The 10,304-nt window shown below is 30.7% G+C and carries 11 protein-coding genes; 3 read left to right on the top strand and 8 right to left on the bottom strand.

Annotation, left to right across the window (positions count from 1 at the left end; translation table 11 throughout):
• Positions 1-193: 193 nt before the first annotated feature.
• From V5784_RS06965 to V5784_RS06935, 7 genes are all read right to left on the bottom strand, one after another.
• Positions 194-892, bottom strand: a complete 699-nt coding sequence (locus tag V5784_RS06965; protein WP_336888310.1) for a hypothetical protein — start codon at positions 890-892, stop codon at positions 194-196.
• Positions 893-899: 7 nt separating this feature from the next.
• Positions 900-1,283, bottom strand: coding sequence for a hypothetical protein (locus V5784_RS06960; RefSeq protein WP_336888309.1), 384 nt, complete (start codon positions 1,281-1,283; stop codon positions 900-902).
• A 58-nt stretch (positions 1,284-1,341) separates the two neighbouring features.
• Positions 1,342-2,772 carry a Na+/H+ antiporter NhaC family protein gene (locus V5784_RS06955; RefSeq protein WP_336888308.1) on the bottom strand — a complete coding sequence of 477 codons (1,431 nt, stop codon included), beginning with the start codon at positions 2,770-2,772 and terminating at the stop codon, positions 1,342-1,344.
• A 364-nt stretch (positions 2,773-3,136) separates the two neighbouring features.
• A complete protein-coding gene (locus V5784_RS06950) occupies positions 3,137-4,639 on the bottom strand; it encodes a carboxypeptidase M32 (RefSeq protein WP_336888307.1) in 1,503 nt (500 codons plus the stop codon).
• Between the two features lie 15 nt (positions 4,640-4,654).
• Positions 4,655-5,194: a hypothetical protein gene (locus V5784_RS06945; protein WP_336888306.1), complete on the bottom strand. Its 540-nt coding sequence runs from the start codon at positions 5,192-5,194 to the stop codon at positions 4,655-4,657.
• Positions 5,191-5,484, bottom strand: coding sequence for a hypothetical protein (locus tag V5784_RS06940; RefSeq protein WP_336888305.1), 294 nt, complete (start codon positions 5,482-5,484; stop codon positions 5,191-5,193). The genes V5784_RS06945 and V5784_RS06940 overlap by 4 nt, the downstream gene beginning before the upstream one ends.
• Positions 5,485-5,547: 63 nt before the next feature.
• Positions 5,548-6,255, bottom strand: coding sequence for a YaaA family protein (locus V5784_RS06935; RefSeq protein ID WP_336888304.1), 708 nt, complete (start codon positions 6,253-6,255; stop codon positions 5,548-5,550).
• Positions 6,256-6,663: 408 nt separating this feature from the next.
• Here V5784_RS06935 and V5784_RS06930 point away from each other — a divergent pair, with 408 nt between their 5' ends.
• A complete protein-coding gene (locus V5784_RS06930; protein ID WP_336888303.1) occupies positions 6,664-7,839 on the top strand; it encodes a MalY/PatB family protein in 1,176 nt (391 codons plus the stop codon).
• Between the two features lie 144 nt (positions 7,840-7,983).
• Here the strand turns inward: V5784_RS06930 and V5784_RS06925 are convergent, their stop codons facing one another.
• Positions 7,984-9,060: an AI-2E family transporter gene (locus tag V5784_RS06925; protein WP_336888302.1), complete on the bottom strand. Its 1,077-nt coding sequence runs from the start codon at positions 9,058-9,060 to the stop codon at positions 7,984-7,986.
• A gap of 228 nt (positions 9,061-9,288) precedes the next feature.
• Here V5784_RS06925 and V5784_RS06920 point away from each other — a divergent pair, with 228 nt between their 5' ends.
• Both V5784_RS06920 and V5784_RS06915 read left to right on the top strand, forming a co-directional pair.
• A complete protein-coding gene (locus V5784_RS06920; protein ID WP_336888301.1) occupies positions 9,289-9,702 on the top strand; it encodes a hypothetical protein in 414 nt (137 codons plus the stop codon).
• Between the two features lies 1 nt (position 9,703).
• A complete protein-coding gene (locus V5784_RS06915; RefSeq protein ID WP_336888300.1) occupies positions 9,704-10,063 on the top strand; it encodes a hypothetical protein in 360 nt (119 codons plus the stop codon).
• Positions 10,064-10,304 lie beyond the last annotated feature (241 nt).

Raw genomic sequence — 10,304 nt, 5'->3', positions numbered from 1 at the left:
GAAATACCAGATGATGAGTTAGAAAGAACTGTAGAAAGAATTAGAAATAGACCGCGAAAAGTATTAAATTATTTTACTGCAAATGAAGTTTTCCTTGAAAATATGTGGTGGTGTGCTTGACAAGACTCACCGCCAAAGAATATAAGGATTTTAATGAAACCTATTATAAGGAGATGAAGGAAATTTTTAAAATTTAATTAAAAAATTTCACTCGCACATCTTTAATAATAATTCCTATTAATACTAATGAACCGGCATATCCCACAGTAGGATAAATTATATTAACGTGTTTGGCAAACGGTAGTATATTTCCTCCCAAGTATTCTGCTATACCTAATAAAAGTGTTAATATTGTATATTTATTTGTTTTTTCCTCTGAGAAACGTGCAACAACTATCCACAATAAAGACGTTGAAGATGTATAAATACCCAAAAAAATTATTGATGCAAAAATAGTTTTACAGAGAGGTGATACACTAGCCGCTAATGTTAAAATTGGGATAGCTGCGATATATACTGTTGTGATATCACTTAAAAGTGCTAATGACACCAAAACTAATGCCCCAACAAATAATACCGGTCCAAGAACTGATGCCGAGATTAGTTCCCTTTTATTTTTATGTAATTGCCCTAATGATGGTATAAAGCTTGCTAATCCAAGAACATTTAGTCCAACATATAAAATACTTGATTTCCACCAATTTGAAGAGGCTCTATACATCTCTAAAGATCCCACTACAGTATCACCTTCTACGATTCCCGTTGGATTTTTGAAGATAACAGCGATGGCTATAAAAATTGTCAAAAGAATAACCATCGAACCAATAATACCGACGATATCAATGAGTTTATTTAAACCTAAAAGTATAGTCCCTGTAGCTAATATAGCCATCATACCACTAACCTATAAGTACTGGTATACCATAGCTCTGATTTAATGTAGCTCCGGCTCCTGACAACATAATCGCAAATATAGCAATAATAAAAATTATTGTATACCAACTTAACCCAGTACCAATCCATTTTCCTAGATAGTGCCTAAAGACACCATCATTTTTGATAATTCCAGTTTCCATACCCAGTTTCATAAACGTATGAGATAAATATACAAATAATACTAAGGTAATTAATGAACCCAACACTCCCATCAATCCATAAGCCGCAAAAAATTGCAAAGTCTCTTGACCTGTAGCAAATCCTGAACCAATAAGTAGTGCTATAAATGCACCTGCGACTTTAATTACAGTTACAATGTCTATTGATTTTATTCTGTTGTTAGTCATTTTAATATTCTCCTCAATCTAAATTTATGGTTTATACCAATTATCTTGTTAGTTTATTCTATCCCCAAAATCCCACGACTAAAAAGAGTACAGTAGTTATTAAACCATTTAGTAGAGCATAGGGTAACTGTGTTTCTACATGATCAATGTGATCCGAAGCTGAAGCCATTGAAGATAGTATAGTTGTATCTGAAATTGGTGAGCAGTGATCTCCCATAATAGCTCCAGAAATTACAGCACCGATAGCTGCAAATATATTTGCATCAATAGCAACTGACATTTGAAGGGCTATGGGTATCATAATTGCAAAAGTGCCCCAAGACGTTCCAGTTGAAAAAGCAATTATACTTGAGATTATGAAAACTATTGCAGGTCCGAAGCCACCATCGACTTTACCTGCTACAATACTTGCTAAGTACTCTCCTGTTCCAAGGGTATTTATAGAGTTCCCGATTGCAAAAGCAAATATGAGTAGAGAAGCAACTGGAACCATTCCACCAACACCCTTGTAGAAAAGGTTCATATATTCACCCAATGTGAATATCTTCTTGGATATATAGAGGATACCCGAAAAAACAAGAGAAGCTAATACTGCCCAAAACACAGATGTAGATCCTGATCCAGCCATCATGTCCCCGTTACCTGTAATATAAAGTGAACAGGGTATCATGAAGATAAGGACTAGAAGTGGCAGTAACATATTCATCATATGTGGAGTAACTCCCTCTTTAGTTTTTATTTCAGTAGTATCTGTAGATACCAATGGAGTAGCTCCATCCCTCATAAGTTTACCTTCTTTAGATGCTCTGTTCTCAGCTTTTTTCATTGGACCCCAGTGTTTACCTGTCCATATGTAGAAGAGTACAGAAACTATTGTGATCATTGAATAAAACTGATAGGGTAAACTTTTAACAAGTATCTCAACAGGATTTCCAGAAATAACTCCTGCAGTTACTTGAATACCAATAATACCAAGGAGAGTAGCTCCCCAACCATTAAGTGGTATCAATGCACACACTGGAGCTGAAGTTGAATCGCAGATATATGCTAAATTTTCTCTAGAAACATTGTACTTATCTGTAAGTGGTCTAGCAACAACACCAGATACAAGAATAGTAATTGAAGATTCAACGAATATAACTATTCCTAAGATATAAGCTAGCATCATAGCTCCACGTTTATTCTTTATCGTTTTAGTTTTAATTGTCAGGTAATGAATAAATCCTTCTACCCCACCAGACGCTTGAATTAAGGTGATAATCGCTCCTACTAAAAACGAAAAGATTATTGTCTTTGTAATCCATGCCTCAGAAAATACCCCTACAATTCCGTTTAAAGAAGTGTTTAAAGCTGTTAAAGGTTGAAACTCACTAATAATAAGCTCAGCAGTAAATACTCCTGCAAATAATGATATAAATACCTGTTTGGTTCTTATAGCCAATAAAATGGCAATGATTGGTGGCAAAACACTCCATATTCCATATTCCATTTTTTTTTCCTCCTGTATATGCCTATAGACGCATTTTTTCCTTCCGTGATAATGATGTAAGTATTGCTAAACTGATTACAAACCTTTAATATTAACAACTTTTATAATTTTAATTTTCATAATAAAAAAAAGCATAAAACTTGTTTACAAAATACCTATAAATATTAAATAATTGGTATTGAGTACTGAATTGTAAAAGGCTAGTAGTAAAAGTATGCGATATTTATAAATGAATGTCAATACAATGGAGATTTAAAAGTGTATTAAAACATTTTTAAATAATAAAAAATTAATTACTAGACTTATGCAAAAAAAAGCAATTCCCATTAGACGCAGGAATCACTTTTTTATAAAATTTTATTTCTTATATTTCATATAATTTACTATATTTATTGATTAAATAATCTACATAATATTTTGAATCAGGAGTTTCTCCAGTTGCGATCGCCATAATTTCATTAGGATCTTTTAATTTACCATATTTATGGATGTTTTCACCTAAATATTCTTTGATTTCTTCTAATCTACCCTCTTTTAGGATGGTATCTACATCTAATTTATCTCTCATTGTATTCATTATTTGGGAAGCATTGGCACTTCCTAGGGCGTAAGATGGGAAATATCCAAATAATCCAGCAGCCCAGTGGACATCTTGCAGAATACCATCAGAATCATTGGGAGGAGTTACCCCTAAATATTTTTCCATTCGTTCATTCCAAATTTTTGGAAGATCTTCAGCTATAAATTTGCCTTCAATAAGTTCCTTTTCGATCTCATATCTGAGGATAATATGCAATGAATAAGTAAGTTCATCAGCTTCAACTCTAATCAGATCAGACTGGCTTTTGTTGATAGCTTTATAAAATTCATCTAGAGGGACATCTTTTAGATTTTCAGGGAAAGCCTCTTGTAGTCGCGGGTAGATCGGGATCCAAAATTCCAAACTCCTGGCAACTAAATTTTCATACAATCTAGATTGAGATTCATGGATTCCCATGGAGTTTCCACCGCCTAACCTAGTCTCCCATATATCTTCTCCTATATTTTGTTCATATATAGAGTGGCCTGATTCGTGGATAGTTCCAAAAAGAGATGGCTGCAGATCATTCAAAAAATATCTGGTAGTCATTCTCACGTCATATTTGTTGAGTCCCATAGAAAATGGATGTGCACTTTCTTTTAATAAGCCTCTTTCGAAATCAAACCCAAGATATTTTGCTATGAATATAGAAAATTCTTTTTGTTTTTCGATAGAATAGTCTAATTTTAAAAGATCATTGGATATAAAATCTTTCTTTTCATTGATCTTTAGAATAAGTGGAACAAGTTTATCCTTTAAATTTTCAAAGAATATATCCAGTTGCTTAACAGTTATTCCAGGCTCATAATCATCTAGAACAGCATCATAGGGATGCTCTTTATACCCTTTGTAGTTTACATATTTTTGTTTATACTTAATGATTTTTTTTAAATAGGGTAAAAATAATGAAAAGTCATTATGTTCTCTAGCTTCTGCCCATATAGGTTGAGCCTTGGATAGAAGTTCATTATATTCTTTATACTCATTTAAAGGTATTTTTTTTATATTTTCGATGTCTTTTTTAGTTTCGATGATGATTTTTTTATGGATGGTATCTAAAAGACCCAAGTTTTCAAGTAAAAGATCTAAATTTTTGTTGAATTTAAGATCAGTTAAAATTTTATGAGATTCACCACTATAGAATCCTAAGACTTTAGAAGCTTTCCTAATTCCTTCTTTAGGTGCTCCAGTTTCTAAATCCCAGTAAATAATCGATGATGCATAGTCGTAATTACTGAGTTCCTCTAACTTATTGATTACATAATCTAATGCTTCCTGATATTTCATTTTTACCTCCATGATCTAATTATTTTTATCTAAAATCAAATTATTTAAAGATGACTTTCTTTTTCTTTTAGCTGGGTCGATCAGACCGTATTCAACAATTAACTTTGAATTAGTTAGATTGTTGTCATTGTCAAAATAATCCTGTCCAATAAGTGAAATATAGGTAGTTCCAACAATCCAGGTTTGCTCATTTTCCTTGAGGGAAAATTCTTCATAGGTACTATCTACAATGGCAGAAACAGGAGTTCCCCACTGCTTGGAATAGTCATTAAACATATCTTCTACATCAGCTGATTTTATTTTAGTTGGATCAAAGATGGTTATTATTTTATAGAGTTGATTATCCACGAGATAGAATACTATCTTTCCTGTGTCTGTATCTTTGGGATAGTAGTTATATTTAGTGACTTCGCTACTGGGTGTAAATTCCCTTTCTACTTCGGGATAAAAACCTTTAATGGCATCTATAGTAAATCCCCATCCTAGGCTTTCAAAACTTGGGATAGCAAAGGTTAAGCAGGTTGTTAAAAAAAACAGTATTATAATTGTTTTCATTGATTCTTCTCCTCAAGACCAATAGATTTTGCTTTTTTTAGAAGTTGGGTAGAGATATCTTCGATAAGACCCTGGGTAGTGAATTCCTCAAATATTTTAATGTTATCTATAATATAAAGAGTATCTTCAATTTTCATCCTACCGCAACCAATGGGCATTCCAAAATCGTATAAGATAGCATAGTATGAATCTTTAACCTCTTCAATTTGAACATCTCCTGTAACCTCTTTTATTATTCTAGAGTAGGACATAAACATAAGTGGTCCTTTTCCGACTTCTACTTTAAACATATATTCCTCCTGATTTTATAATTTTATACTATATTTATGTTCTATTATATCATAAAATTTACATCATCTTGTAAAAATCAAATTAAATTTATCGGACAGCTCAGGGTTTAAGCTATAATCTTCCAGATTAAATTCTTTTATTTTTTCTATGGAAGTTAGTTTATTTTTTATAATATAATTTAGCATCATCCCCCGACCCTTCTTAGAATAAGCACTCACTGATTTATAGGAATCTCCTTTTTTTTCTTTAAAATCTATGGTTATCATGGGTTTTTCTATTATTTTAGAAAATTCTTTAGAGGCTAAATTTAAGATGAGTTCACCTTCTTCAAAATATTCATTTATTTCTTTTTCCCAAAATTTATATAAATTCTTATCTATTAAGAGTTTTATATTTATATCTAGCCTATATTCTTTGATAAAATTAGAGGGCTTAAGGATTCCATAGAGGGCAGAAAGTACGATAAGATGGGAATTTAAAAATTCAAATTCTTTCTCATTATAGTTGTCTAAATCCAGTTGTTTAAATGAGATTCCATTATAAGCAGTTATTGTCTTTTTAGTATTGGCAGTTTCAAAGTTTTCATAGAGATCTTTTACATGATTTAAGATATTTCCTTTGATCTTCATTATTTTGGTTATTTCATCTAGAGACAGAATCTTTAAATGTTTTAAAAGAAAATTTGTCTTGTCGGTGAAGTTTATTTTAAGTGGATTTTTTGTAGAATCTGAAAAATCCATTGATTTTGTGGGCGAGAATATAATTTTCATAGTTAACCTCCTATATTACAACTACTTTAATTATAGTATAAAGTATGAAAGAATTCATAATTTTTATTATAGTTCATATCATTTTAAATTAAAGGCGTGTAGATATTTTCTCTTTCATTTATTATCCCTTTTTTTAATAGATTAGAATCATTCTTCCTCAAGTCTAAATTTCCCCACCTTTAAAGTTTTTTAAAATAGGTTTTTGTAGGGCACAACTGTTGCTTAAATTTATATTTTTAACAAATTGTAATCTGCCGTATGGAAAGTAATTTTTTATTTACTTTTATATAGAATTTATTGACAAAGTGTACTTTGAATAATATACTTATTATAAATATACGATAATGATACAAAAAAAATCAATAACAGTATTAATTGGTGTGTAACAGTTGTTGTGGAGGGGTTAAAATGAAGTATAACTTTAATGAAAAAATCGATAGGAAAGATAATCATTCTGCTAAGTGGTCGGAGATGAAAAAAAAATATGGAAGGGACGATCTATGGCCTATGTGGGTAGCTGATATGGACATCAAGACAGCTCCTGCCATAACAGATGCTCTAGTAAAAAAAGCACACGAGGGTATATTCGGATATGTTTATAGACCTGAGACATACTACGGCAGTGCTGTAGATTGGTGTAACAGAAGGTTTGGCTGGGAGATTAAATCTGATGAATTAATTCATACACTGGGAGTTATACCGGCGTTGACAGTTGCAGTGAGGTTATTTACAGAGAAAGAAGATAAGATAATGATCCAGACACCTGTATATTATCCTTTCTATAATGTGATAAAACAAAATGATAGAGAATTAGTTACTAATCCATTGGTTAAAGGAAAAGACGGCTACTACACTATGAATTTTGAAGATATGGAAGAAAAATTATCAGATCCTAAGTTAAAAGTATTTATTCTTTGCAGTCCCCATAACCCGGTTGGAAGAGTTTGGAAAAAAGATGAATTGGAAAAAATAGGTGAGTTATGTCTGAAATATAATGTGAGAATTTATGCCGATGAAATTTGGAGAGATTTAGTATATCCTGAGTATAAGCATATTGCAATAGCTTCATTATCTAAAGAGATACAGGACATAACGATTACATTTTTCTCAGCAAGTAAAACATTTAACTTAGCTGGATTACAGGCATCGTATGTTCATTTTCCTAGGGAAGAAGAATTTGAAAAATATGACTATGAATTAGGAGTGTTAGATATTAAAAGAAATAGTCCGTTTAATTTAGTGGCAGGGAAAGTAGCATTTGAGCAGGATGAATGGGCAGATTCACTGGTGATTCATTTGAGAGAGAACCTAGATTATTTATTGGGATTTATGGAAAAAGAGTTGCCAAAGGTTAAAATTTCTAGACCTGAAGCTACATATTTAGTATGGATGGATTTCTCTGAGTATGGACTTTCTAAAGAGGAACTGTCTAGTGTAATGAAGGGAAAAGGAAAGATAGCACTAGATGATGGCTATTGGTTTGGAATAGAAGGGGAAGGTTATGAAAGGATAAACATAGCATGTCCAAGATATATGTTAGAAGAAGGAATGAAGAGAATTAAAAAAGCATTGAGTCATCTATAAATAATAACTGAAATATAAAAAATATATTTATTAAGGGAACTAGACGAGTTAAAAGTAGAGACAATTATTTAAAAACCTATGATAAATTGAAAAAGACTTAAATTTAAAGGATTTAAGTCTTTTTTTTTAAAAAAATCAAATGAATTATTTAGCTGTATCATGAGATTTTTCTTTTTTATTCTTTATTAAATATAATTCTTTTATCAAAGCAAAACTAGGTATAGCTATTATAATCCCTAAAGCACCCCAAATACTACCACCAAGGGTAACGGCAGCGATAGTCCAAAACATACTAAGATTTAGGCTGTTTCCCAAGATTTTTGGCTCTAAAACCCATGCATCAAATTGCTGTAATAGTGCCAAGAAAATCACAACTATAATGGTATTATTGGGGTTGGTAAATAATGCTATAGTTGCTCCTAAAACAATTCCTATAAAGGGTCCTACATAGGGCACAAAATTGAAGATAGTGATGAAAATTCCCAGTAAAATAACATATGGAATCTGCAGAATAGTCAACCCAATCATGGCGATTCCTCCGATTATCATGGAATCTAAAGTCTTTCCAGAAAGGTATCCTAAAAACACCCTTTCTATTTTTTTTGCTAGGATTTTTATTTCGCTAGATAAATTTTCAGATAAAAATGTATCTAAAATCTCCTTGGATAACTTATGAAAATATTCCTTGTTTCCTAGAAAAAATATAGAGAAAACAATGGAAAAAATCAAACTTATAATCTTTGCAGTAACTCCTAAAAACTGACCAATTAAGAAAGAAAACTCCTGTTGCAGAAAAATAAGAGTTTTTTGCTGTAGCACTAAAAGTTCATTTAAGATATTGACATCCTTTAAAAATGGAAGGAGATGTTTATATTTATCTACAGAATTTTCAAAGACTGAGATATATTTTGGATAATTTTCTATTAGATCGGATATATTGTTTGTTAATCTAGGAATTATAAATGAAAAGAATAATCCTAGGAGAAGAATAAGGGTAAAATATAATATTGAAATACTATATTTTCTTTTTATTTTCTTGTTTTTTTCTAAGAATTTAAGGATGGGATTTAATAGAAAAGAAATAATTCCGCCATAGATAAATACCGAAAAAAAGGAGAAAAATTTACTGAAAGTAAGGGTAATGGCTCCTGAGTTGTTGAGTCTTGTATAAATTAAAATTAAAATTATCCCTGTAAATAGGGGTTTACTTATTTTTTTCATTTGATCTCTCCTTTTGTTTAAATAAATTAAATTTTGAACTATCATCTAATTTTACCTGATAGAGCAGGCAAAATCAAACTTAAATTAAAAAAATTACACTATTATCTGTTTTTAACTTTAAAATGAAGTCGTATTATAGGGGTCAGATAAAACCTATTTCTATTGCCAAAATTCATTAAATGTTATATAATACAATATAAAATAATAAAGGAACTTAGGTGGTAGGAAATGAAAAAAGGTGTAAATAAAGATAAACCAAAAGGAACAGAATACAATATACTGAAGGCTATAAAAAAAACAAAGAGATTTGCTGAAGTAAGTGAAGCAGCTAGAAGAACCGATAAAAAAAGATTAAATTCAGAAGCTAGAAAAGAAAAGGACGCAAAGCAAGCTAAGATCGATGCTGCTAAACAATTGACAATGGTAGGATATAAAAAAGGTTATATTTTAGTAGAGATAGACGGAAAGATAGAAAAAAGAAAGCCATTCTATCCAAAATTAGTTTTTACTAAGGATAACTATAAAACTCATGTTGGGGATATAGCAATAAAATTATATGGAAACCATATTAGAATAAGAGAAATATTAGGGTATAAAAATATTGTAAAGGAATTGGTATTCGAAATAGAAGGAACGTTGTAATATGGTTAAAAAAATAATCATTAGATGTCCAAAGTGTAAGAAAAAGATGAAAATTTCGGATAAGCCTGCTAAATACAAGTGTCCTAGTTGTGGAGAAGTCTATAAATATACTGCATTTAAAAAAATAGTTGGATATCCAGGAAAGGTCATAGTTGGAATATTTCAAACTGTAAGAGATATAGTTACAGGGATTAAAACTAAGTTTACTATGGCTAAAAATACTGCTAGATATATGAAACAAGTTAAGAAAAATATGAAAGCAGATCCTAACTGGTCAAATGTAAAAAAAGAAGAAAATAGAATGAAAGAAGCTGAAAAAGGAAATAAAAAATCATTTTTTGATAAATTTAAAAAGAAATAAAATAGGCTGTTATACTTATAACAGCCTATTTTATTTGAAAAATTAGAATAGTATTATTCTTTATAAGGAGAGGAGAGTTGTGGATAGAGATCATCGCTCTTTTTAGGGGCTGTTGCAAGTTTTGTGTAAACTCTAAAAATTAATGTAAAACTTTTATAAAAAGAGGAGTAATAATTCTTTAATTATTGCTTCTCGTTTTTAATATATTAGAACTTTATTTTTTGTATGTCAATAGCAGAGC

Origin of the sequence: Psychrilyobacter sp., assembly GCF_037132775.1 — a bacterium.
Lineage (GTDB): Bacteria > Fusobacteriota > Fusobacteriia > Fusobacteriales > Fusobacteriaceae > Psychrilyobacter.
Note: the sequence above shows the minus strand (reverse complement) of the source record. Positions and strands in the feature narration are given on the sequence as shown.